The following is a 22,843-nucleotide window of genomic DNA, read 5'->3' as shown; positions in this document are numbered from 1 at the left end:
TTCCTGATTATATTTTTCATTCGTTGATCGGTCTAAAGGTTAGAAAAGGATGGAATAACTCAATTTGCCGCGTACGGGAACAATCAGTTCTTTTACGCCGGCGGATTCACGTACCACAGCTTTGGCGCCGCCCGCATCCTGCAGTTGCAGGTAGTAGGCTTTACCATCCACGAGATAGAGATCCTTTCCTATTGATTCAATCTGGGAACCTTCGGCCAGCTTAGCGTACAGGTCAGACGGAGCACCGGTTACGCTGATTTCGCGTACAATGCCACGGCCGTTTTCTGCCACTCGCACCTGGTCGGTAACGGTTGCGCCATAGATGTTGTATTTAAAAGTAGGCCTGTCCTGGTCGTCCAGTACATAACCTTTCGGACGGTAACCGCTGCCGGTGGAGTCGGCGGTCCAGGCAGCCTGTTCGCCGCTCAGTTTCGCCAGCTGGAAGAACGGTTTGCCCAAACGCTGTACAGCGCCCATGGGCCGGGATGTACCGTTACCACGCTCGTGCCACATCGGTGTTGTTTCCAGAACTCGCCTCTCCAAACCTGTACCACCATACCATGGTCGAGATCGTAGGTGTAGTTCACTTTCAGCGGGCTGCCCACAGATACTGCGTGCGTTACCTTGCCATAACCGGGAACGTCTGTAAAGCTCCTCAGCACGGTGTTGGTCGGTGCGCTCAGGATAATCGGATCGGTATCGTCCGGCGTGATTACATCGCCTACATAGAACGTACGTACACCAGGACCAGTGATGTTCAGGCCCAAAGTAGGATTACCCCAGTCGCCGGAGCGGGAGTACATGATTTCTACCGGCGTGCTACCTGCAGCCAGTGTTACGCGGCCACGAACGGGTTTACCGTTAATGGACAACATGGCGTTACCGCCCTGGGTGTTAGGTTCGATCTGGTACTCGCCTGCTTCTTTTACGTTGAGGGTACCGGTATATACCAGGGTATACTCCTGTGAAAGATGAGAAGCGTTGGCGGTCAGCAGGCTGGAAGTGCCGGTTGCCTCGGGTTTCTGTTTGCTGTAATCCGTTGCGCGGTCAAAGCGGCCTTTGTAGGCTTTGTAAGATAAGCCGCTCAGTTCGGGGCGGGCTTTATCGTATTGTTTGATGTTGATGTTACGGAACGCTACTGCACCATGGTCACCCCGATGCGGAGCGGGCCGGAAGCTTACTTCGTTGCCGCCGATGGCGCCACGGGTTGGACCGGCCAATTCTACGTTTTCGTGGATCAATACGCCGTTCAGTTCTACACGCAGCATTTTCGCGTTAGCGATTTTATTGCCTGCAGCGTCGAAACGGGGCGCCTGGAAGGAGATACGCAGCTTCTGCCAAAGACCGGGAGCCTTGCTGGCGTTCTGGCGGGGAGCATAACCCTGGTAGCCTTTCTGACCTTCAGGTTTGCTGTCATCCCAACGCTCATAAATACCGCCGTTATCGCCGGGTTTGGGAGCGGGATTGCCCCAGCTGTCCAGCAGCTGCAACTCGTAACGTCCCTGTAAATAGATGCCTGAATTAGCACCCTGCGCCATCATGTATTCCAGTTCGAGGTCGATGTCGCCATGTTCGAAATTGGAAAAAAGATCTTCCCCGTGCACCTTCCTTGAAGGTTGATTAACGAGAACGCCTGTACCTCCGGAGGTTTTGAAAGTGTTCTCCTTTCCCTGTTCCGTAGTCACATCCCCTACAATCTGCCAGCTTTTGCCGGCATTTTTAAAAGAAGAAAAATCCTGCAGCGGCAGCTGGCCCTGAGCCCTGGCCTGCTGTGAAAAAGCAAAGCCTGCACCGCATGCACATAAAAAGCCGATCCGGAGAGACCGGCCAATAAAATTGTTTTTCGATCTTAGTACCATAGCCGGCAAAATAAAGATGTTCTTTTTGTAAGTCGAAAAATTACTGACGAATGGTCAAAAAACAGTGTTAAACTTAAAACACTTAATCGGGTGCTAAACCGTTTTTCTACTGGCGATTCGGGGAATTATCACGATGGCAGCGGGCTAAACAGCACACGTGGTTTTAGCAAGTGCGCCGCCGGAATTTAGCATATAGACGGAGGTTAATTCTGATGAATGGTTAAACACTTTGTCCAATGGCCGGAATTACCGGGTTAAAAGGAGGGCGTTTCACCGGGCAGCAGCGCTTTTCCGCGCTGTTTGGCGGCAACTTCGAACGCTTCGTCCGACAGTGGTTTAAAGCCCTTGGGCTTTTTGTGGGCGGGACCTTTGTAAATGCCCACGAACGGTTTGGAATAACGCCTGCGGGTTGCAGGATCGGTCATTTTGAAGAACTGGATATACCAACCTTGTACCGTACGCTCGTCCGGCACGGGTTTCGGCTTATTACGATTAGCTAAAATCGCATCCAAAGAAATATTACTTAAAGCTTCCTCCGAAAAGAAATACACCCGGCGGCCTTTGATACCCCTACCGGCGTTGAATACACCCGCGTGGTGCCATTCTTTGGAGAACACCTCGATCTCCTTTGCCGTTATTTTAACGCCCAAACGTTTCGACAATAAAGCCGCAGCCTCGCCGGCTTTCAGCAATCCTCTTGCTTCGGCATGCTGATAATTTTCGGATTTGCCTTCCTGTGCGTACTTACTGATTTTCATGCGGGCTTACAATTTTAGCAGGCCAAACTTGTACAGGGTGCTCACCGGCTTATTATCCCAGAACAGTTCAAAGTCTTCGAGTTCGGCAGCTGCATAACTATCTTTTACTTCTTGCAGTGTAAAGGTTTTAGGATTACTGATCGACAACTTTTCCAGCATTTCCGCCAGCCATTTGCCTTGCGGCTGACTCACGCTGATGCTTACCTTTTCGCGGCGGTCCTGGAACGTGAGCGAGGTCATTTCCCATGTATTGCCTTTTTTCGATTTGGTGAAGTGTTCCACCTTGGGCTGTTTGCCCAGCCACACGACTTTGCTCGTGGGCTTGGGCGTAACGTATATATCCTCCAACAAACACTTTTCGATGTAATCCGGCGCCACTTTGGTTTTGGGCACTTTAAACTCAAACCATTTCTGCAAGGGATCATCGAGACAAAGGCCGTGCATGTAGTTGAAGAGCGATTTCTTCAACCCGAAACCGAACGTTTCATGATCGGCCCCGGATTCATCGATATGTACAATATCATTGTTGGCAAATGCGCCTGTTAATTCCGTTTCCTTTTTGACTTTATACTTCGCCGGGTCCATGCCTACGGGACTGTGTGCCGTCATCGTAAACAGGTGCCAGAACGCGGATTGCAGGATACCGGTTTTAAACATCTGGCGGATCATTTCGAGCGAATCGATGGTTTCCTGCTCCGTTTGCGTAGGAAAACCGTACATGAGGTACGCATGCACCATGATGCCTGCCTCTGTAAAGTTACGGTTCACCTGTGCCACCTGCGCAACAGTGATCCCTTTCTGGATCAGCTCCAGCAGCCTGTCAGATGCCACCTCCAGCCCACCTGACACGGCAATGCAGCCGGAAGTTTTCAGGAGCAGGCAGAGGTCGCGCGTAAAGCTTTTCTCAAAACGCACGTTGGTCCACCAGCTTACTGTTAATTTCCTGCGGATGATTTCCAGCGCCAGCGCCCGCATCAGTGCAGGCGGCGCGGCTTCGTCCACAAAGTGAAAACCGTTTTGCCCGGTTTGCGCAATAATTTCTTCCATACGATCGCACAGCAGCGACGCGGCAATCGGTTCATATACGCGGATATAATCGAGGGAAATATCGCAGAAAGTACATTTACCCCAATAGCAGCCATGCGCCATGGTCAGCTTGTTCCAGCGGCCATCGCTCCACATGCGGTGCATCGGGTTTACCACCTCGATGGCGGAAATATATTGATCGAGTAATAAGTCAGCGTAGTCGGGCGTGCCTACCTGGCCCTGCTTGTAATCATGACAGGCGGCATTGTTGTGGTAGGATACTTCGCCGTTATTGAGCGTAAACGTACGTTTGAGCCCCTCCTGCGACGCTTCGCCCTGCACGTGTTTGAGCAAATTTTCGATAGGTGCTTCGCCATCGTCCAGGGTAATAAAATCGTAGAACTCAAATACCCGCGGATCGGATAACGACCGCAGTTCCGTATTAGCGAAACCGCCGCCCATGGCTATTTTGGTTTGCGGAAAATTGGCTTTGATCCATTGGCCGCAGCGAAGCGAGGCGTACAGATTACCGGGAAAGGGTACCGAAATAGCGACCAGCTGCGGTTGCAGGCGGTGCATCTTTTCTTTCAACAGGTTGATGAGCAGTTCGTCAATGAAGGTATATTCCTTCTGCAGCGCTTCATACAACTCGTCGAAGCTATTGGCGGAGCGGGCCAGCCGTTCGGCGTAGCGGCTGAAGCCGAAGTGTTCGTCGACACACTCCATGATCAGGTCCGACAGATCTTCGAGGTACATGGTAGCAAAGTGTTTTGCCTTATCATGTGTACCCATGGACCCAAAGGCCCAGTCAAGGTCTTCGAGCTGTGCGAAACGGGCGGCTTCGGGAAGAAAGTCGCGTTTGCAGATGCGGTGCGCCAGTGTGGGATTTTTCCCCGGAGAAAAAGTACCACATCGTCGATAGTATGGATGTAGTCGTCCTGCAGTGCCAGGATGCGGGTAACATTGTCGGACAAACCATCGCGTTCGGTGATACGGGAGAACAGCGCTTCCGTGCCTTTGCGGGAAAACAAAGCCAGTGTTACCTCAATACCGAGGTCCGCCTGAAAAGACGTGATGTTTTTGGTATTCAGGAAGCCCTTCAGGTAAGCGGTGGCCGGGTAAGGCGTATTCAGCTGTGTGAAGGGCGGTGTAATCAGGAAAACGGACGCGCTCAAAATCGTTCTGAATTTTATCCCGCAAAGTTAAATCTAAATCCCTCGTGACAAATATGTTTGTTTTTATATTTCTTTAACTATCTTTAAACCCGTTAACACCCAATACATCTACCCCAAAATTTACCTTTTTTATTGAGGAAACCAATGAGTAAGCGAAACCATGTGCGCACAGCAAACCCGATTTCTTTATCATTCTGACAGCGCTTTACCCTGTAAGCATTATTACATGAAACAAAAGGCAACACGCCATTAATCCCCCCACATATAAAAACAAGTACATGAAACAAACCCTTACTTTGTTGGTGGCCGCCGTATGCCTTATCGCCGCCACCTCCTGCCAGAAACAAGCTGGCCAGTTTCACGCTAAAAGGTACGGATCGATAAGATCTGGGGCCCGCTTTACCCCGCACACTGGGACACCCTCCGCTTCTATTACAATGCCCAGGGCAACCCCGACAGTATTATCCGCAACTACGACGACTTCCGTCATGCCCAGACCCATATTGTATATGATGGTTCGGGCAGACCGAAGGGATTGGTGAACTACATGCGGAACCCTATTTTCGGCAACGATTTCGAGTCATGGCACAAATTCGTATACAACGGTCTTAACCAGATCGTCCGTGACACGATTATTATGGGCAATGGCGAATGGGGCCCGGATGACGAGCCGCACCCTACCCCGGGCGGTTACATCTACCCCTGGGTGATTTATCATTTTACCTATGATGCACTGGGCCGCATTGTACACCAGGATGAAGACTGGAGCGGCGCTACCGCCACCGTTGACTATTATTACGGCACTGCAGGCAACCTGGATTCCGCCACCTATGCGCCGATCAACGAAACGCCGTACACGCTGGTGTACCAGCACGACACGCTGAAAAGCTTCCTGGGTACACATCCGCTGTGGCAGGTAATGGCGAGAGACTTTTCAAAGAACAATAAATTTACCCCGACAACATTGGGCAGCTGGGGTTATCCGGCCACCATTTCGCGTTCCAGCAGCTACAACAATTTTGAGTGGTTGTTTAATTACACGAACGCGTTTGATGGTGAGTTGAACATCAGTTACAAGAAGTATTAAGATTGACCCACAACGGGGTTAATGGAAAGAAAGAGGTTGTAATCTGCGATTACAACCTCTTTCTTTATGCCTTCAATTTGGGCAAGGCCTCCCACCATTCTGTGAGCTTCGCTTTGAGCTCATTCACCAGTTTTGCTTCCTTTTCGGCAAGGTTCGTTGTTTCTCCCTTGTCCTGTTGAATATTATAGAGCTCTACCCCACTCCCATCGTGATTCATCAGCAGCTTCCAGTCGCCGGAGCGGACGGCCAGCTGCGGACTTTTATCCCGTTGGCGCGGAAAACGGTAAGCCACATTGTTGCGACCGTACTCCCAGTACATGTCCTGCCTGCGCGCGGAGGGCCTGCCCAGCAACACGGTACTGCGATCAACCCCATCGCCCCTATAACCTGCAGGTAAAGGTACACCCGCCATGGCGGCGAGTGTGGGTAGCAAATCCGTGCCATTGATGGCCGAGCTTTCGTCTGTGACGCCGGCTTTTATATGCCCCGGCCAATTGATGATAAAAGGCATGCGCGTACCGCCTTCGTACAGCGAGAGCTTCGTACCGCGGAAACCTGCGGCGCGGGCGCCTCGGAAGGAAGGCAGCGGACCGTTATCACTGGTAAAAATGACGATCGTGTTTTTATCAAGACCTAGTCGTTTCAGTCCTTCGAGGAAACGACCGATCTGTACATCATATTCTTTCAACACACCTTTAAACGCAGCTTCTTCTTCCGGATTTGCCGGGTATACAGCAGCAGATTCAGGGTCTTTACGTGGTACCCAGGGCGTGTGTACATCATCGGGCCAGAGGTTGATAAAGCAGGGTTGATCCGGGTGACGTTGCAGGAAGTCGAGCGCTTTGTCAACGAAGTACTTGCTGCGGTCCCAGCGTTTGATACTGTCTTTATCCGACCAGATCCAGTTGGTGGCCGTAAGCAGCGGATCCGGGTCCGGACTTTCGTAGGTGCTGTTGTGTTCATCAACGCCATACTGGTCAAAGCCGGGGGCATCCTTTACATCGCGGCCGCCGCCGAGGTGCCATTTACCGAAGTGGCCGGTGGCATAGCCGGCATTTTTAAATATCCGGGCAATAGAGGGCGCCTTCGGGTCGAGGTAGTCGGCCTGTTCAGCGTCCCTGTTATGCTTTTTATTGTCGAGGTAAGTAGCGAAGTTCCAGCGGCCGGGGTACTGACCGGTAAGCATTCCGGCGCGGGACGGCGAGCAGATCGGGGCAGCGCTGTAGTACTGGGTGCACTTCAACCCGTTTTTCGCCATCTGGTCGATGTGCGGCGTCGGTACAAAATTGCCACCGAAGCAACCGATATCACTGAATCCCATATCGTCAGTAAGAATGATGACTACATTGGGTTTCCTGGGTGGATCAGGTGGCTTTAAGGCGGTAAGTGGAATGAATAACAAGAAAGATAAACGGCTGATCGTCTTCATATCGAGTGTTTTAATGGGCGTGCTTCATCAATGTGTCGCATACACGAAATCCAGCAGCGAGAACTTGCCCCGGTGCGGTATTTCTTCGGTATGCCAGCTAAGGCAGGTGGTCGTTAGTTCATCCAGCTGAAGGTGTAGGATGCCGTCCACCAATCTTGCGCGGACACGATCTCCGGCTGTGCGGATAACTATCCAGACCCGTAAGCGAATATTCTTCCGAAATAAATAATAACGGCATATTACGGCCGCAAAAGAACACCTGTTCCCCCTCGCGGCTCATCACGTTGATCCGGTATCATCCGCATCGTCCCAGGAATAATCGAGTTGATTGCCGATGACCAGCCCGTCGATGAAGCGTCGCCAGGCGGCGGTGTCAAAGTTGGTGCTGGCGTATTTGCAAGCGTTTTGAAGGGTGTTGGTGAGATCCATAATGGGTATTATTCTTTCATTTTTTTATCGAAAGACTGCTGCAAATCGCGCAGTTTGGATTGATAGGCTGCTTTGTCCGCAAACACGGCCGGGTTGTAGTTGTCCCCTGCCTTTCGTTTGGTATGCAGATCGAACTGGCTGGCGTGTGAAGCCACCCACAGGTCGAAAGAAACGGCTTTCATCTGTTGAAGCGTGCGTTTATAATCAGCAGCCATACCGGGATAGGACTTCACCTCCGAGAATTTTCCATCGATGATGATGGAAGGCATGTTCGCAATGAGTATCCTGTAGGTGCGGGCGCCATCGCGCGCATCGAGCAGGAAACTGCAGGAGCCCTTCGTATGTCCCGGGTGATGCAGCAGTACCAGTTTTGAGCCGCCCAGCGCGACCGTATCATGATCGCGCAGCAGGCGGTCTACTTTAGCCGGCTTAAATACCGCATGATCACCACCGAAATAATAATCTGACGTGCCACCGTCCTGCATAACCGCTGCATCCTTTTCGTCCACCATCAACTTAGCGCCGGTCAGCTTTTTGATTTCCGCCATGGCGCCAACGTGATCGTAATGCACCTGCGTGGTGAGCAGGATTTTAGTATCGGCAAACCGAAAGCCCAGCTTTTCGATATTGCTGCGGATAATGCCCGTAGAGGCGGCCAGGCCGGTATTGATGAGTATATTTCCCTGCGGCGTTGTCACCAGGTAACAGGCGAGGTCGTAGGTGCCTACGTAATACAGGTTGCCGGCAATACGGAACGGTTCGTATGGTTTGGACCATTCGTCACTCATCGCTTTGGGCTCCACGACTTTCTGGGCGGAGGAGGTGTGCGTATACAGCAGCCCTGCAGCTAACACCAGGGGGAAAATCGCATCATTTCCGTTAAATTTTACCAGGGTGAAATTAGGGTTTTATTGGATTAAAAATGAAAACTACCGGGGGAGTCCATAGTGACGCTACTTTTTTGCGTGATGGGCATTGTCGTAATGCTCCCGCAACATATCCTCCCAAAATCATTTTTCAGATCGCGGAAGCTGGTATGCACGTGATTGCCGTTGTTCTGCGTATTATCGTACTCTATAACAAATGTCGGCCCCTGTACCCGGTAGTAATGACCGCTACCCCAGTTCCTGCCGCCGGCCCAGGCAAAATGCAACTGCTCCAAACCCGCGTCGTTGATCTCTTTCCATAGCACGTCCGCCATTAGCTTTGTATACCGGTCAATATAGACTGCCAGCAGCCGTTTCAATTGCGCCTGCTGCGCCGGTTGCAACTGACCGTAGGGCAGTCCCGGAGGGTCTTGCAGCCACGCTTTACGTTTGTTGCCGGTAATAATATCGGATGGCGCTTTTTCGGCCACGACTGCACCGGCCAGTTGGGTGGGTGTAAGACTTTCGAGCAATGCGAAGGCAAGTTGGCTTTCCTCCTTCAATACCTGCTGACCTTTTTTAGGCCCATCGGGTACGATGGCCGGATTGGCCCCATAAAGTGGGCGTAACTGCGATCGTTTTCTTATCCGCCGCAGTAAAGTTCAGCGCAAGATGATGCCCTTCCATCCGCCAACCCCAGGGTTTGCCGTTCCCCGGCATACCGAAGACGGAAAAGTAGTACTTGCCGGGATCGCGGTAGGTATCATTGTCGCCCCTGCCTTCGAGCGCGCGGAGAATCAATTCCTGCTCCACAATGGTAGTGGCCTTTTGATAACCGGTGCTGCTCATGCAGGCTTTCAGGAGTTCGTAGGCTTTGCTCCGCTGCGCGGCGGTCATCGCTTTTAGCGGCAGACCTTTGCGTTCTCTTGGCACAAAATGCCAGTTGTACCGCTCTGCATCTTCCAGGGCGAATAAAGTGGCCGTGCGCTGGCTGCTATCGAGCGTGGCAATAAAGGCATGGGCTGTTTTTTCCAGGGATTGCGCCGTGGCGGACATCGTAGCGATGCCGGAGAAGAGTATCAGGACAAGTTGCTTCATATCGTGGAATGCTGCCCTAAACATAGGGGTTATTCTTCGTTTTTAATAACCACTCATAATTCTCAATTTGGCTACACATCCCCGCATTTCGGCTACATCCGGTAAAAGCCACTCCCCGACCTTTGTTGTGTAAAAAAGATAAAACGCTAAAATTATGACACAGCAAAAAGTTTGGTTCATTACCGGCAGTTCCCGGGGTTTTGGAAAAGTTTGGACGGAGGCGGCATTGCAGCGCGGCGATAAAGTAGCTGCAACCGCACGCCAATTATCCAGCATCAATCATCTGAATGAAAAATACGGCGCTAATGTGCTTACACTCGAATTGGACGTAACAGACACGAACCAGGTGAAAGCGGTGGTAGAAAAGGCGCACGCGCATTTCGGCCGGTTGGATATCGTATTGAACAATGCCGGTTACTCCTTAGTAGGGATGATCGAAGAAGCCAGCGCGGAAGAAATCAAACAGCTCTACGCGACCAATGTATTAGGCCCTGTAGCGGTGATACAAGCCGCGCTGCCCTTACTGCGCGCCCAGGGCGGCGGGCATATACTGGGCACCTCCAGCAATCTCGGCCATGTTACCCTGCCGGTTATCGGCTACTACGCGTCCTCCAAATGGGCATTCGAAGCCATCCATGAAAGTCTGGCCGAAGAAGTAAAGGCATTCGGCATTAAAGTTACAATCATTGAGCCGGGTGCTTACGCCACCGAGTTCAGCAGCCAGAGTCCCTGAAGTTTTCGGCGGGAATGGATATTTACCAGGACTTTAAAACCCAGTTCTTCGGCCGTTTGGGCAACATGGAAAGAGGCGATCCCAGTGCCACTCCGGACGCGATCTTTAAAGTGGTGGACGCGGAAAATCCGCCCCTGCGTATTCATCTTGGCAGCCATAACCTTTCGTGGGTACGCGGTGCTTATGCAGAAAGAATAGCTACCTGGGAGGCGTGGGATGACGTAGCCGTTGCGGCACAGGGTGCTTCAAAGTAATCTTTTGGTCAATATTCAGGGATAACCGGTGGCGGGCAGCGCTGCCGGTTATAATTACTTTAATTTTATCAACATGAAAAAGGACGAGACGAATCACGTGAATATGGCCTCATTATCGGATATGCACCAGGCCTTCGGCTTGCCGGCCCCCGCACATCCTTTGATCAGCCTGATAGATGGGGCTACGAACCGGCTGGTGGTCAGCCAGTTGCCGTATACGCATGTGCTGCATTTCTATAAAATCTCCTATAAACCCGCACTGGGCGGTAAGCTGAAATATGGCCAGGGCTATTATGATTTTGATGAAGGTGGGCTTTTGTTTGCCGCGCCTAACCAGGTAATCGGCAACCATGGCCATACTTCGGACGAAGTTTGTTCCCAGTACACGTTGTTGATCCATCCCGACTTCTTCTGGAATTACCCGCTGGCAAAGAAGATCAAACAATATGGCTTCTTCTCTTACGCCACCAATGAAACATTGCACCTGTCAGAAAAGGAGAAAGAGACCATCATGGCCATCTTCAAAAATATTGAAGAGGAATTGAACAGCCGGATAGATGATTTTAGCCAGGATGTGCTTATCTCGCAGATAGAATTGCTGCTGAACTACGCCAACCGCTTTTACAAACGCCAGTTCATTACCCGGAAAGCCGTGAGCAACGACCTGCTGCAGAAGCTCGATGATATACTGGATGAATACTTCAACAGTGATCTGTCTGCCAAACAGGGCATCCCAACGGTTCAGTACCTTTCAGACAGGCTGAATATATCGCCCAGCTATTTGAGCGATATGTTACGATCTATGACCGGGCAAAACACACAGCATATCATACACCAGAAGATCATCGAAAAAGCAAAGGAGAAGCTCTCGGCCACCACCTTATCGGTGAGCGAAGTGGCCTATGAACTTGGGTTCGGGCATCCGCAGTCATTTAATAAGCTTTTCAAGGCTAAAACGAACGTGTCGCCGCTGGCGTTCCGGAAGTCGTTTAACTAAAAAGGGGTATTTTTCATCCCATTAAAGGCAGAAGACGTAATTTTGCGGCCTAAATACACATAGGCACTTGGGAGACAGCAGGGTTTCTTACTTTCCGGATGAATTGATACGGGGAATTGCGCTGCCGGAGCGGTTTACTTATCCATTCTACTACGAGCCGCATCCGCTGGCGAGGATTGCTGCGGCGGAGCTACAGCTTTACCTGGAATCGCAGACGCAACTCGATCACAACTTCGGGCTCGAAAACGATGCGGAAGAGGGCGCTATCGGCAAAATGTTCGGCGTGCTGGTGGTGCAGGATGCGGAGGGTAAACTTGCCTACCTGTCGGCCTTCTCGGGCAAACTCGCCAACTCCAACGATCACCCCAGGTTTGTGCCACCAGTGTTTGATATGCTGGAAGAAGACAGTTTCTTCCTTAAGAAAGTTGAAGTGATCAACACCATCAATGCCCGGGTGAAAGAGATGACAGCAGCCCCGGTGTACCGGCAACTCATCCTGGAGCACGAGCAATTATCTGCTACTGCTGCGCTGGAAATCACCGCCTTAAAAGAACAACTCAAAACCAATAAAGCTGACCGCAAAGCGCAACGCGATGCGTTAAAGGGTCTACCCGGATATGCATTGACGGAAGCAGCGCTGATCAAACAGAGTTTGCATGACAAACGTACCCTGAAAGGGCTGACCGACAAATGGCAAGAGTCCCTGGCGGAGACGCAGGTCAAACTGAGTCAGTTGGAAGCGGATATTGACGCATTAAAAAATGAACGTAAAGAACGATCTGCTGCTTTACAGCAGGAATTATTCGATCAATACATCTTCTTAAATAAAGATGGAAAAGGGAAAAGTGTAGGCGAGATTTTCGCTGATACACCCTTAGGCAAACCTCCGTCTGCCGCCGGCGAATGTGCGGCACCCAAGCTATTACAATACGCGTTTACGCATGGCTATACACCCATTACGATGGCCGAGTTCTGGTGGGGTAGTTCGCCTAAATCCGACATCCGGAAGCACCAGCATTTTTACCCTGCCTGCACGGGTAAATGCAAACCCATTTTGGCGCACATGCTGGAAGGCATCCCGATAGACGAAAACCCGCTGCTGTATTTACCAGCGCCCGTTGAACCACTGGAAATTGTTTATGAAGATGAGTGTTTCGTAGTAGTTAACAAGCCGTCCGGCCTGCGTTCCGTCCCCGGCGTTAATATCGCAGATTCCGTGTACACAAGGCTGAGACAGGTGTTTGGAGATACAGAGCCGTTGATGATTCACCGCCTTGACATGGACACTTCCGGTTTGCTGGTCGTGGCCAAAACGAAACCGGTACACAAACATATTCAACGGCAATTTTTACAACGCACCGTGAAGAAACGTTATACCGCCCTCCTTTCCAAGGTGATCGAACAACCGGAAGGCGAAATTAATTTACCCCTTCGCGCAGACCTGCTAAACCGTCCGCGCCAGCTGGTTTGCTTCACCTCCGGCAAGAAAAGCGTCACTACCTGGAAGGTGGTAGACCGCTACGCATCCAGCACCCGGATTCACTTCTGGCCACATACCGGCAGAACACACCAGCTGCGGATGCACGCTGCGCATGAACAGGGATTAGATGCCCCTATTATTGGCGATGACCTGTACGGGGTTGCGGCGGACCGGATGTATCTGCATGCGGCGTACCTCGAGTTTGTACATCCTAAGAGCAAGCAGCGGATCAGTTTTGAAGCACCGCCAGGATTCTAGCGTAGTAATTTGCAATCATGATCCCGGAGGTGCATAAAGAAAAACCCGCTCACGTCACGGAGCGGGCTTCCTTGTTATTTTTAGCGATGCGGTAAAGCCGCCCCATATCGGTCACGGAATACAGCGCCCCGTCATTACCCTGGATGATATCGCGGAAGCGTTGTTTCTCCCCTGCCAGGAGTCTTTCTTCTCCCACAACTTTATTGTTCTCGATCACCAAACGGCAAATATGCATGCCGCTGAGGCAGGCAATGAACAGGTTATTTTTCCATTCTGCGATGCCTTTACCATTGTAAAAAGTGATGCCGCTGGGCGAAACTACCGGGTCCCAGTAGTACACCGGCTGTTCCATTCCGTCTTTCTGCTGAATACCCTCGCCTACTTTCTGACCGGAGTATTCAATACCATAGGTAATGGTAGGCCAGCCGTAGTTTTTACCGGCAACCACCCTGTTAATTTCGTCACCGCCCCGTGGGCCGAATTCGGCATCCCAGAGATCACCGGTTACCGGATGAAACGCGATTCCCTGTACGTTCCTGTGGCCGTAACTGTACAGCTCGGGCCTTGCAGCATTATTTCCTGCAAATGGATTATTAGCAGCGGGTTTACCGTCGGTAGTAATACGAATGATCTTGCCCAGGCCTGAGTTCAGGTCTTGCGCCTGCGGACGGGTTTTCATGTCGGAGCGTTCGCCGGTGCTCAGGTAAAGATTACCGTCTTTCCCGAACAATACGCGGCCGCCGAAGTGCAGGTCGCTGTTGTAAGCGGGTTTAGCCTGGTAAATAACAGTCACGCCTTCGAGGCGTTTACCGTCGGCCGACAGCTTACCTTTCGCTACAGACGTAACGTTATCCTCTCCAACAGGCTCAGAAAAGGCCCAGTATACCATCCTGTTTTTAGCGAAAGCCGGATCGATGCAAATGCCAAGCAAACCTCCCTGTCCGTCGTCGTCCACTTTAAGAACGCCGGCAACCGGTTCACTGATCGCGCCTTTAGCGGTTACAATGCGGATATTGCCTGCCTTTTCGGTCACGAGAAACCGGCCGTCGGGCAGTGCTGCAATACCCCAGGGGCGTTCGAGCGAAGAAGTTAACACCTTGCCTTCATAAGCGGTTTTCGTGGTCACCCCTGCAATGCGGGTCTGACCTTTAAACGCCGGGGTATAAGCGGAGTTAGCCTTTTTAGTTTCCACAGGAGCCTGCTGTGCATGTAAGCAAGCGGGCGGAATCATAAACATGACGCTACCAAGAAGACCTGCTATTCCTTTGTTCATTGATTAATCTGTTTGATGATTATAAAATGTTTTCCGTAATTGTACACAACATACAAAATACTACGCTTAATGAACATATTTATGATGTGCGGAGGAATTTGCAGGATGATGTCCCCCAGGGACACCTCCCGTCGGTCGTTGGTCGCTCACCTGTGCGTTTTGACGCTGTTCAGCTGAAAACATTACCCGATATGCCGCATGACTTAAAGGACGGGCATTGCCCCGGCCTTAGCGCCGCTCCTTCGCTTCCTGCGTCAGCGGCGTAAATAAGTTCACCAGGTTACCATCCGGGTCGCGGAATAACAGCGAGCGATTGCCCCAGGGCATGGTCGTCGGCGGCTGTACCACATCTACCAGCACCTCCGTTATCTGCTGATAGCGGAGGTCAACATCATCTACCTGGAATTCAATAATCACCGACCTGTTGCTTGCCGCAGCGGCTACGGCATTGCCCCCAAACAGCGCCAGGGTGCGCGTGCTGCCGATCGCCAGCGCGGCAACGGCCGTATTCAGCTGGGCAAAATCATCCGTATACCAGGTAAATGACAAGCCGGTAACGGTCTCATAAAACTTAACCAGGGCCTTTATATCGGCCGTAATAATCCGAAGAGAAGAAAGACGCATACTGTATATTTTCAGGCAAAGTAAAGCCGGGTGTTTGACAGCATTATGTCAGCAGCCTCCGAATTTTATTGTTTTTAACTCGATTTTTCAGGATCTTTATTTCACACCTATGTACAATTGCTACAAAATCCGGAACTACCCGACTTTGCCGGCGCAGATCAGATCAAGGCCGCCTACCGGCGACTGGCAAAGCGATATCATCCCGATGTAAACGGTGGTGATAAGCGCCTCGACGAGCTTTTCAAACAAGTACAGCATGCCTATGATATACTGACCGATCCTTACACTAAATCGGCGCACGATAACCGGCTGAGGTATGTACCGCCGACTACCGCGTACATTCCACCACAGCCCGCAGCCAAGCCGCAGGCCCCGGCTTACGACTACCGGGCGGAGCGGCGATTCCGTTGGCAGGCCGGTGCTGTTTTAGCCGCGATACTGTTCCCGGTCATTGCGCTGATAATAGCCACCAACCAGGACGAAACACCTGAATACAACATTGCCCTGCTGACCGTATATGATCAACCCGGCGGCGCGGGGCGGCAAGTCACGCTCGACGAATTCCTTGCAGAACAACTTAACAAAACACAGCCTGGGTACGAGCCGCCACGTAATGCATTTAAGCTGGGCGACACTTTTGACTCGGTGCTGATGAAGCTGGGGCCACCTACCTCTATGTTGGAAAACGCCAGTGGGGAAACCCTCCTAAAATATGGCGCCACCTCGATTACCTTACATGACGGGCGGGTATGGGAATATGCACATCTCGGCGACAGCCTGAATTTTGCTTATACTACTTACGATCGTGAAAAAACCGCCAGCACTCATTTCGCAGCGGGGGCTACGCGCAGCGTGGTGTTACAACTGCAGGGGAAACCGCTGATCGTCCGGAGGACAGACGTGGAGGGTGGTGAAATATGGGTGTACCCCGGTGCTACAGTAAGTTTTGCGGACGACAGGGTTGTCGGGTTCGCAAATGATGATGGAAGTTTGCGTGTTACAGAATAATATCGGCCACTCCTTGTGCAATAACGGCTGTATTAGCCGGCTCCGAATTCGTTAGCACAATCACCGCCGTACGTTCGTCGGGAAACCGGAAGAATATCGATCTGAAACCCGGCAATGTGCCGCCATGGAAAACGGCGTTCCTGTTTTATAACGCGTAACATACCACCCATAACCATAATACACAGTGCCGTTGCTGGTGTCGGCTGGATTAGTAATGACCGGTCCTGCCACATCTGCTGCCACTGTGCCTTATCTTTCTGCATCGCCATTTCCCATTTCAACATATCATCGATGGTTGACAGGAATGCGCCGCTGGGTCTTAGTGCTACGTAGTTCACAGCATTGGTCACCGTGTCGCCAATACGCACGTATCCTCCTGCCCTGCCATAAATAATGTCGCTCAGCGAAGTAACCTGCGTCCTTGTCAGGCCATTTTTTTCGAAGACTTCCTTCTTCATATAATCGGGAAAACTCCCGGTGGTTACTTGCCTGATAATGTCTGCCAGCATGAAATAACCAAGATTACAATACTGAAACTTAGTACCGGTCGCAAACACCAGCGTGTCCTTATAGGCAGCCCTTATCAGCAGTGAGTCTGACTGCGCATCATATTGCATCAAAGGCTGGCGACTCCCGTATTAGCCCCGAAGTATGGTTCAACAGGTGCCGCAGGGTAATGGCAGACCAATGCGCCGGCGCATCAGGGTAGAATTTCATAACCGGGTCGTTCAACCGCAACTTACCTTCGCTCACCAGCTTCATGATTGCCGATGCAATAATCTGTTTGCTGACAGAACCCAGCTTAAACATCGTGCTGGTAGTTACCGGGGCATTGAGTTCCAGGTTGGCGTATCCGTAGCCCTTTGCTTTTATGACTTTTCCGTCTTTGATTACACCTACTGCCAAACCGACGATCCGTTGCCTGGCCATATTGTTTTCAATAAACGTATCGATCCTGTCCTTTTGGGCGAAAATAACGGCAGGACAGAGCAGCAGCAGTATAATAACTCCAATGGCACGAATATTTGGCATATACAGAGGTTAAGTGGTCAACTTTGCGTGATACATCGATGCTATTGCATCACGAATAGCAGGTCTTCATAATCGTGCGCACCAACAAACACCGGCAGATCGGCCCAGGCGGCCTTGCCCCTGTTTGCACCGAGTGTTTGCTTCACCAGCTCCTGCACCCGAAGAATGATCAGATATTCCTGCAGCTCACATGCCTCTCTCAGTTGATCGTTGCGATAGCCTTCCGTTTGCATGTATTTTTTATTGGCTTCCTGCAACGCTTCAAAACCTGTAACAGTTAACGTTTTATCTGACTCGCCACTGAAATCTGCCAGCCAATCGAGATTATCGCGGTTCATTACGGACTCGTAGGCCAGCAAATGCAGGAACCACCGGTCGTAGTGCGTGGTAAAACTGTTCATTTCCAGGTACAGGGCTTTAATGTCCAGCTCCTCTTCTTCCGTCATGGCCGCATAGAAATAATTGAAATACCCTGTTAGTGGTCCCTGGGAGATGCAGCAGGTTTTTACCGATTACACTGTGGAAGTCTGATGATGGCAGTTGACCGAGCTTCGCTTCCGTTTCGTGGATAGCAGTTTCAATTTGTCCCGACTGAATGAGTTCCTGAATTTGTTGCATGGTGCAAAGAAACGGTATATCGGGCTGATTTGACTGTGCTGAGTGAGGGATTTTTAATTATTATGAAAAAAAATTGTGAAATATAGATTGATTACATACATTTGCATCCCACAATGCGAGACGCATTGCCCAGATGGCGGAATTGGTAGACGCGCTAGACTCAAAATCTTGTTTCGGAAACGGAGTGCAGGTTCGATTCCTGTTCTGGGCACCAACGAAGTGAAACCCGCTCTATGAGCGGGTTTTGTCATTCATATCCCTGCGAGCGTCTATTGCTCAGCCATTTTCATGCAACTACGGAAAGTTCAACGCAGAAAAGACCAGCCCACCGACAATGATGTCAACGCGATATTAAATCTTATCAGACCTGGGTGCGTAGAAGTTCGATCCATTACTGTCGGATCAACCATGGTGTAACGCCCCTGGGTCCATAATATTCGAATGTACTTTGTGATGCTGTAAGCCTGGCACGACTGAATTCATATGCATCTACATATAAGATATTGCCGTCGGCCGACAGCACGCCGTAATACGGGATAATCTTTACCGGTAATTCACTTGGATCAACGCCTGCAAATGTGAGCCTGGAACCATCCTGTTTGTAGGTTGGCGACAGCATACCGCCCATATCGCTACTGGTACCAATCAAAGGAATGCCGCTTTGGATGTAATTGGTATATCCTTCCGGAGAAAAAAACTTAATTACATTCACATCGGCGAACCATTGCGGATGTTCCGGCTGCGCCCAAATGCCCACGATACCGTAAGATTCCTTTGGATATAATTTCATATCTACCATTGAAATGATAGGTGCCGATCCACCGGTGATCTTGGCCTTATCTGCAGAGATCATGAACACCTGCGGTGAATTGAACTGCTCTTCTCCCGGCAAATCAAATAATACGGTAACCTGTATCTGTCCCTGGCCGTCTTCTTCAACCTTCGTTATTTTACCGGGTATATCGCCACGATGATATTTGTTGAGCGTGAGGTGCGACCATGCTGTAACATCGTCGCCGGCGCCAAACCGTAACGACAATGGCCGGGGAAATAATGATTGCCAACCCTCGCAGTGCCGGTGTACTCGGAGTTGGAGAAGCTGTATTTTCCTCCTGGGTTATTGGTGTTGCTATCTTTTTTACAACCTGTACTGAACGAAATCGTATAGCATGCGAATACAGCGATCAGAAAGTGAAATGCCTTTTTCATGGTAGCCTGTTTTTAGGGTTTAGTGCTTTTGTGACTTCACATCAATTAATGCTCACCTGCGGGACAGATGTCATAAGGATGACAAGGGGTATGTTATCTACTATTTACCGGGAACAGCTCTTCATCAACCAGGGTACCTTGCCCGGCTACCCGGCACCAACCATCAGCACTTTTATGATATATTTCCAGTCGGCGAACTTTAATATTCACGTCGCGGCCATCAACAACCAAAGACACATTGATGAGGAGATTGATTACGGCTGTGGTTCCGTCGTAAATACGGATGAACTCATTTCCTGGAACCGGCCTCACAGATTTAAATACCAACTTCTCCCTTTTTTGGGCCTCAACCCATTGCTGATGCGAAAACGATATGTCGCCCTTAGGGCCGACCGCGATCATATCACCACAGTCTGTTAACGTCCCTGGCTTTTGATTTCGCAAAATTTGCCTGATTTCCTGGCGCTCTTTGGGATAGCTGGTCGTATCCACCTGGGCGTATGCACTACAGGTCGCGAAAAACAGCAGCGTAAAGATGAATAATGCTTTCAAGGTGTTTTGTTTTAGGCAAAACTATACGCAGGCCTAACACAAAATTTGAAAAGTAGCCTAATGAATCCAAGTTGAAAGGATACGGGCGTTTTTTGTCTGCCAAGTCGTTTTATCATCGACGAAATGATTTAACAGCACGAGTTTATGCGTTGTTTTAGGGTACACGGCGCCAATATCTTTTCTTGAGCCACAAGGCCAGGTTGACTAACGCTATTAACGCAGGCACTTCCACCAATGGCCCGATTACACCGACAAAAGCCTGTCCACTATTAATACCAAACACACCAATGGCAACGGCAATCGCTAACTCGAAATTATTGCCAGCCGCAGTGAAAGCGATGGATGCGCTTTGAGAATAGTCGGCTCCTACTCTTTTGCCTGCAAAGAAGCTGACAACAAACATCAGGGAAAAGTAAATCACCAATGGTGCTGCGATACGCAATACGTCCATAGGCAGTTGCAAAATTAACCCGCCTTTCAGGCTAAACATGACCACTATGGTAAAAAGCAGCGCGATCAGGGTAATCGGAGATATAAAGGGTACAAATTGCCGCTGATACCAGCTTTCACCTTTCAAGCCGATTAATGTATAGCGAGTAATCACACCAGCAGCGAAGGGAATACCTAAATAAATCCCTACACTTTTCGCGATCTCCCCAATAGTAATATTTACGTCAAGCCCGTTAACGCCAAATAAGGCGGTAGTACTGTAATAAAAACATAAGCATAGATACTGTACAGTAACACCTGGAAGATGCTGTTTAACGCGATCAATCCCGCCGCATACTCTCGATTACCTTCCGCCAGTTCATTCCAAACTACTACCATGGCAATACAACGTGCAAGGCCAATCAGGATCAGTCCTGTCATGTACTCAGGGTAACCGTTCAGGAAAAGCAGTGCCAACGCAAACATCAGAACCGGCCCGATCCCCCAGTTTAATACCAGCGAAATACCCAATACCTTTACATTCCGGAAGACCTTCCCTATCTGCTCGTACTTCACTTTTGCCAGTGGCGGGTACATCATCAGGATCAGCCCAATGGCCAGCGGTATGTTGGTCGTACCAGCGCTGTAGCGGTTAATCCAGTCCGCAGATGATGGAACCAGGTAACCTAAAGTTACGCCAGCAGCCATAGCGAGAAAGATCCATAACGTTAAATACCTGTCCAGAAAACCTAGCTTCTTACGCTCTGCCGCGGGGCTGCAGTTGTTTGCACTCATTCTACGCTAAATTTTCTTCTACGAAGTTCCGGCTGTATGCTTTGATTTGCTCACGCACCGCCCTGAATTGCTCCATGATCTCCGCTTCTGTACCCGTAGCCTTTGCCGGGTCAGGAAAGTTATAGTGAAACTTTTGCGCCTTAGATGGGAAGAAAGGGCAACGCTCTTTGGCATTATCACACACCGTAATGACATAATCAAAATCAATTCCCCGGTATTCGTCCATATTGTTCGAGGTATGTCCCGAAATGTCGATACCATCTTCCCGCATAGTGGCGATTGCACGGGGATTCACGCCATGCGTTTCCACGCCCGCGCTGTAGACTTCTGCTTTTTCTCCTGCGAAGCGGCGCAGATAACCTTCTGCCAGCTGGCTACGGCAACTGTTGCCTGTACATAGTACAAGTATTTTCTTCATCATATAGTCGTTTGATAATTTTTAACTGCAACATCCGGGAGCGCAGCACGCTGCCGCTTCCGCTGGTTTCTCTGCATACACGGTAATACTCCGGATACCCGTCCCTGAAGACCTGAAGACAACAATATCCTCCGCTGAAAGATAGTTGTTCAGAATATCATCTGGTATGATAATAGTCTTTTGCCGCTGGATAACTATGCCGGTGAATCCGGCAGCAGCAATCAAATCCAGGTAATGTTGTTTTTGTACAGCCCCGGAAATACAACCCGCGTACATTTCAGCGGCTTGTTGAATACCGGCAGGGAGTTCGCCTTCCAGTACAATGTCTGAAATACTAAAGTGACCACCCGGCTTTAACACCCGGAAGATTTCCGACATCACACCCGCCTTATTGGGAACCAGGTTTAATACACAGTTGCTTACGATCACATCAGCCACATTTGCTGTTACCGGCATATGTTCAATATCCCCCTGCCGAAATTCAACATTATGGTAACTCAGCTTTTCAGCGTTAACGCGTGCTTTCTCAATCATTGCCGGGGTAAAGTCAATACCGATCACCTTACCGGTTTCCCCTGTTTCAGCCCGGGCAATAAAAGCATCGTTACCGGCTCCGCTACCGAGGTCAATGACGACATCACCTTTTTTAATGGCAGCAAATTGCGTCGGCAAGCCACATCCCAGCCCAAGATCTGCGTCGGCATTGTACCCCTCCAGCTGCGTGTAATCGTCACTCATGATATTATAGACTTCCGTGGAGCAACAGGACGCGCCGCAGCAGGAGGATGAATTATCATCCTTGCCCTGTAAAGCTATTTCACTGTACTTCTGCTTTACGAGTGCTTTAAGTTGTTGTTCAGTTTGCATGATATTGTAAGTTTTAAACTATCGTAATATTGCGATCACTTTCCGTAAAAAAATAGCTAGCAGCATTTTGCTCCAGTCAGATCGACCGCTTTAAAGAAACTGCTAAATAGAATATGATACTGATTCCAAACTTTCGGATTTATACAATAGCAAACACTGGCCCCCTCAATATTTCCCTGAATGATACCTGCATTCTTCAATTCCTTCAAATGTTGAGAGGTGGTTGCCTGCGCAAGTCCTAGCTCGTCTACTAAATCACCACAGACACATGCATTTTTCTTAACCAGGTATTGCAGGATAGCAATGCGGGCGGGATGGGCGATAGCCTTCGCCATCATGGCTATATCATTTTGCTCCTTCGTAAATAGCGTAGTCTTGGTAGCGCCCATCAATAATTGATTTATCGCAATATTACGATATGAATAAATCCTCACCAAATTTTTTTGATTGGTGTTGAAGTAAGTATGGGCGAGAAAACTTTACTGCTATCCCCTCTTTTAAATGCTGAATCACGCAATCACGGGCTGCGGCTTTCGCAAGAACACATAAAGGAGTGTTCACGGCTTGAA

The 22,843-nt window shown here is 50.1% G+C and carries 27 protein-coding genes, 1 tRNA gene and 1 pseudogene; 7 read left to right on the top strand and 22 right to left on the bottom strand.

What is annotated here, in order from left to right; all coding sequences use genetic code 11:
- Positions 1-39 precede the first annotated feature (39 nt).
- The 6 genes from MKQ70_RS08170 to MKQ70_RS08145 form a co-directional block, all read right to left on the bottom strand.
- Positions 40-477: a hypothetical protein gene (locus tag MKQ70_RS08170; RefSeq protein WP_248069825.1), complete on the bottom strand. Its 438-nt coding sequence runs from the start codon at positions 475-477 to the stop codon at positions 40-42.
- The gene (locus tag MKQ70_RS08165; protein ID WP_248069822.1) at positions 426-1,859 is read right to left on the bottom strand and encodes a 3-keto-alpha-glucoside-1,2-lyase-like domain-containing protein; all 1,434 of its coding nucleotides are present in this window, start codon (positions 1,857-1,859) and stop codon (positions 426-428) included. Before MKQ70_RS08165 ends, MKQ70_RS08170 begins: the two co-directional genes overlap by 52 nt.
- A 254-nt stretch (positions 1,860-2,113) precedes the next feature.
- Positions 2,114-2,617: a hypothetical protein gene (locus tag MKQ70_RS08160; protein WP_248069820.1), complete on the bottom strand. Its 504-nt coding sequence runs from the start codon at positions 2,615-2,617 to the stop codon at positions 2,114-2,116.
- Positions 2,618-2,623: 6 nt separating this feature from the next.
- Positions 2,624-4,399, bottom strand: a complete 1,776-nt coding sequence (locus tag MKQ70_RS08155; RefSeq protein WP_248069818.1) for a B12-binding domain-containing radical SAM protein — start codon at positions 4,397-4,399, stop codon at positions 2,624-2,626.
- Complete coding sequence (locus MKQ70_RS08150; protein ID WP_248069816.1) at positions 4,372-4,818, bottom strand: hypothetical protein; 447 nt, start codon at positions 4,816-4,818, stop codon at positions 4,372-4,374. The genes MKQ70_RS08155 and MKQ70_RS08150 overlap by 28 nt, the downstream gene beginning before the upstream one ends.
- Positions 4,819-4,910: 92 nt before the next feature.
- On the bottom strand, positions 4,911-5,180 hold the full coding sequence (locus tag MKQ70_RS08145) for a hypothetical protein (protein WP_248069814.1): 270 nt from the start codon (positions 5,178-5,180) through the stop codon (positions 4,911-4,913).
- A gap of 185 nt (positions 5,181-5,365) precedes the next feature.
- Between MKQ70_RS08145 and MKQ70_RS08140 the strand changes: the two genes are divergently transcribed.
- Entirely contained in the window at positions 5,366-5,905 is a 540-nt protein-coding gene (locus MKQ70_RS08140) for a hypothetical protein (protein WP_248069813.1), read from the top strand.
- A gap of 64 nt (positions 5,906-5,969) precedes the next feature.
- Here MKQ70_RS08140 and MKQ70_RS08135 read toward each other — a convergent pair whose 3' ends face one another.
- From MKQ70_RS08135 to MKQ70_RS08120, 4 genes and pseudogenes are all read right to left on the bottom strand, one after another.
- Entirely contained in the window at positions 5,970-7,334 is a 1,365-nt protein-coding gene (locus MKQ70_RS08135) for a sulfatase family protein (RefSeq protein ID WP_248069811.1), read from the bottom strand.
- Between the two features lie 279 nt (positions 7,335-7,613).
- On the bottom strand, positions 7,614-7,763 hold the full coding sequence (locus tag MKQ70_RS08130; RefSeq protein ID WP_248069809.1) for a hypothetical protein: 150 nt from the start codon (positions 7,761-7,763) through the stop codon (positions 7,614-7,616).
- Positions 7,764-7,771: 8 nt separating this feature from the next.
- Positions 7,772-8,629 (bottom strand): subclass B3 metallo-beta-lactamase, encoded by an 858-nt coding sequence (gene bla / locus MKQ70_RS08125; RefSeq protein WP_372490099.1) that lies wholly within the window; start codon positions 8,627-8,629, stop codon positions 7,772-7,774.
- Positions 8,630-8,679: 50 nt separating this feature from the next.
- Positions 8,680-9,685: pseudogene (locus MKQ70_RS08120) on the bottom strand (DUF3500 domain-containing protein).
- Positions 9,686-9,881: 196 nt separating this feature from the next.
- Here MKQ70_RS08120 and MKQ70_RS08115 point away from each other — a divergent pair.
- From MKQ70_RS08115 to MKQ70_RS08100, 4 genes are all read left to right on the top strand, one after another.
- Positions 9,882-10,460 carry an SDR family NAD(P)-dependent oxidoreductase gene (locus MKQ70_RS08115; protein WP_248069805.1) on the top strand — a complete coding sequence of 193 codons (579 nt, stop codon included), beginning with the start codon at positions 9,882-9,884 and terminating at the stop codon, positions 10,458-10,460.
- A 14-nt stretch (positions 10,461-10,474) separates the two neighbouring features.
- Positions 10,475-10,714: an SDR family oxidoreductase gene (locus MKQ70_RS08110; protein ID WP_248069804.1), complete on the top strand. Its 240-nt coding sequence runs from the start codon at positions 10,475-10,477 to the stop codon at positions 10,712-10,714.
- 28 nt (positions 10,715-10,742) lie between these two features.
- Positions 10,743-11,711 carry a helix-turn-helix domain-containing protein gene (locus tag MKQ70_RS08105; protein WP_372489940.1) on the top strand — a complete coding sequence of 323 codons (969 nt, stop codon included), beginning with the start codon at positions 10,743-10,745 and terminating at the stop codon, positions 11,709-11,711.
- A gap of 67 nt (positions 11,712-11,778) precedes the next feature.
- Positions 11,779-13,449, top strand: a complete 1,671-nt coding sequence (locus MKQ70_RS08100) for an RluA family pseudouridine synthase (protein ID WP_248069802.1) — start codon at positions 11,779-11,781, stop codon at positions 13,447-13,449.
- A gap of 49 nt (positions 13,450-13,498) precedes the next feature.
- On the opposite strand, the gene MKQ70_RS08095 is transcribed toward MKQ70_RS08100, so the two are convergent.
- Together MKQ70_RS08095 and MKQ70_RS08090 are read right to left on the bottom strand one after the other, a co-directional pair.
- Positions 13,499-14,641 (bottom strand): PQQ-dependent sugar dehydrogenase, encoded by a 1,143-nt coding sequence (locus MKQ70_RS08095; RefSeq protein ID WP_248069799.1) that lies wholly within the window; start codon positions 14,639-14,641, stop codon positions 13,499-13,501.
- Between the two features lie 309 nt (positions 14,642-14,950).
- Entirely contained in the window at positions 14,951-15,346 is a 396-nt protein-coding gene (locus tag MKQ70_RS08090; protein ID WP_248069797.1) for a VOC family protein, read from the bottom strand.
- Positions 15,347-15,463: 117 nt separating this feature from the next.
- On the opposite strand from MKQ70_RS08090, the gene MKQ70_RS08085 reads away from it, so the two are divergent.
- Complete coding sequence (locus MKQ70_RS08085; RefSeq protein WP_248069796.1) at positions 15,464-16,354, top strand: J domain-containing protein; 891 nt, start codon at positions 15,464-15,466, stop codon at positions 16,352-16,354.
- A 32-nt stretch (positions 16,355-16,386) separates the two neighbouring features.
- Here the strand turns inward: MKQ70_RS08085 and MKQ70_RS08080 are convergent, their stop codons facing one another.
- The 3 genes from MKQ70_RS08080 to MKQ70_RS08075 are packed head-to-tail and all read right to left on the bottom strand — an operon-like array spanning position 16,387 to position 17,832.
- Positions 16,387-16,971 (bottom strand): serine hydrolase domain-containing protein, encoded by a 585-nt coding sequence (locus MKQ70_RS08080; protein WP_282457165.1) that lies wholly within the window; start codon positions 16,969-16,971, stop codon positions 16,387-16,389.
- Entirely contained in the window at positions 16,961-17,386 is a 426-nt protein-coding gene (locus MKQ70_RS37960) for a serine hydrolase domain-containing protein (protein WP_282456266.1), read from the bottom strand. The genes MKQ70_RS08080 and MKQ70_RS37960 overlap by 11 nt, the downstream gene beginning before the upstream one ends.
- Before the next feature lie 41 nt (positions 17,387-17,427).
- On the bottom strand, positions 17,428-17,832 hold the full coding sequence (locus MKQ70_RS08075; RefSeq protein ID WP_248069794.1) for a hypothetical protein: 405 nt from the start codon (positions 17,830-17,832) through the stop codon (positions 17,428-17,430).
- Positions 17,833-18,131: 299 nt separating this feature from the next.
- Here MKQ70_RS08075 and MKQ70_RS08070 point away from each other — a divergent pair.
- A tRNA-Leu gene (locus tag MKQ70_RS08070) sits at positions 18,132-18,218 on the top strand.
- Positions 18,219-18,395: 177 nt separating this feature from the next.
- On the opposite strand, the gene MKQ70_RS08065 is transcribed toward MKQ70_RS08070, so the two are convergent.
- The 7 genes from MKQ70_RS08065 to MKQ70_RS08040 all read right to left on the bottom strand — a co-directional run bounded on the left by MKQ70_RS08065 (position 18,396) and on the right by MKQ70_RS08040 (position 22,663).
- Positions 18,396-19,043, bottom strand: coding sequence for a hypothetical protein (locus MKQ70_RS08065; RefSeq protein ID WP_248069792.1), 648 nt, complete (start codon positions 19,041-19,043; stop codon positions 18,396-18,398).
- A 263-nt stretch (positions 19,044-19,306) separates the two neighbouring features.
- Entirely contained in the window at positions 19,307-19,765 is a 459-nt protein-coding gene (locus MKQ70_RS08060; RefSeq protein ID WP_248069790.1) for a nuclear transport factor 2 family protein, read from the bottom strand.
- 154 nt (positions 19,766-19,919) lie between these two features.
- Positions 19,920-20,426, bottom strand: coding sequence for an arsenic resistance protein (locus MKQ70_RS43225; RefSeq protein ID WP_443657913.1), 507 nt, complete (start codon positions 20,424-20,426; stop codon positions 19,920-19,922).
- Between the two features lie 8 nt (positions 20,427-20,434).
- A complete protein-coding gene (locus MKQ70_RS43220) occupies positions 20,435-20,989 on the bottom strand; it encodes an arsenic resistance protein (RefSeq protein ID WP_282456265.1) in 555 nt (184 codons plus the stop codon).
- 1 nt (position 20,990) lies between these two features.
- Positions 20,991-21,410 (bottom strand): arsenate reductase ArsC, encoded by a 420-nt coding sequence (locus tag MKQ70_RS08050; RefSeq protein WP_248069789.1) that lies wholly within the window; start codon positions 21,408-21,410, stop codon positions 20,991-20,993.
- A gap of 18 nt (positions 21,411-21,428) precedes the next feature.
- Positions 21,429-22,274, bottom strand: a complete 846-nt coding sequence (locus MKQ70_RS08045) for an arsenite methyltransferase (RefSeq protein ID WP_248069788.1) — start codon at positions 22,272-22,274, stop codon at positions 21,429-21,431.
- Between the two features lie 56 nt (positions 22,275-22,330).
- Positions 22,331-22,663: an ArsR/SmtB family transcription factor gene (locus tag MKQ70_RS08040; RefSeq protein WP_248069787.1), complete on the bottom strand. Its 333-nt coding sequence runs from the start codon at positions 22,661-22,663 to the stop codon at positions 22,331-22,333.
- Positions 22,664-22,843: the final 180 nt, after the last annotated feature.

The sequence above is a fragment of the Chitinophaga sedimenti genome, assembly GCF_023156195.1.
Classification (GTDB): Bacteria; Bacteroidota; Bacteroidia; order Chitinophagales; family Chitinophagaceae; genus Chitinophaga; species Chitinophaga sedimenti.
Note: the sequence above shows the minus strand (reverse complement) of the source record. Positions and strands in the feature narration are given on the sequence as shown.